At 42.7% G+C, this 654-nt stretch carries 1 protein-coding gene; it reads right to left on the bottom strand.

Annotated elements, in window-relative coordinates; translation table 11 throughout:
- Positions 1 to 65: 65 nt before the first annotated feature.
- The gene (locus tag GQS57_RS18485) at positions 66 to 557 is read right to left on the bottom strand and encodes a C-type lectin domain-containing protein (protein ID WP_165734441.1); all 492 of its coding nucleotides are present in this window, start codon (positions 555 to 557) and stop codon (positions 66 to 68) included.
- Positions 558 to 654 lie beyond the last annotated feature (97 nt).

Genomic DNA, 654 nt, shown 5'->3' on the forward strand with positions numbered 1-654 from the left:
TGGAGTAATTCAGTATTAAGAAATTAAAGTGGAGGATGTTTTGTAATGTAGTACAAAAATCAAAGTTACTCTGGATCAGTGGGCCAGTCCATCTCCGATCGTGTAGCACAGATATAGCCCTTTGGGTTTGTACAGGTCGAATCATTCCAGCATTCGTCAGAGGTCCAGTTGATCTCTCCACAGTTCTCAACATTCAGATTGTTAGGTTCACCAGTGCACCAGTTGTTGTAGTCATAATTAGTTCCATCACTCCACAACCACTCTCCTTCTTCCACAGCATCTTGAACACCAATCCAACATAGTGTAGTAGGAGAAGGCAACAGACCCAGCAGAAAAGAGTTTTCTTTTTCTTTGTTCACAGATGCAAGATGTGCACTCAGAGCAATACAGTTTCTCTCTGCTTCAATCCATGTAGCCGACTGAGAGAAGAACTTGTAGCATCGGGTTTCAAAATTTGTCCATCCATACTGGCATGGTCTACCTTTATCTGGTTTACCAGCTGCATTTCCCGTGGAGAACACGATGAACAGAAGCAGCAGACTTCTCAACATTGCCATGAACTTGGTTTTCAGATCACTGCCTTCAGAATCTCAAGAAAGATTTTGTGGTGTTCCAGAGAGAGCTCTGCTTCTATGCTTTACTTGATGTCAAGTG

The organism is Polaribacter sp. 20A6 (genome assembly GCF_011378915.1).
GTDB lineage: Bacteria > Bacteroidota > Bacteroidia > Flavobacteriales > Flavobacteriaceae > Polaribacter > Polaribacter sejongensis.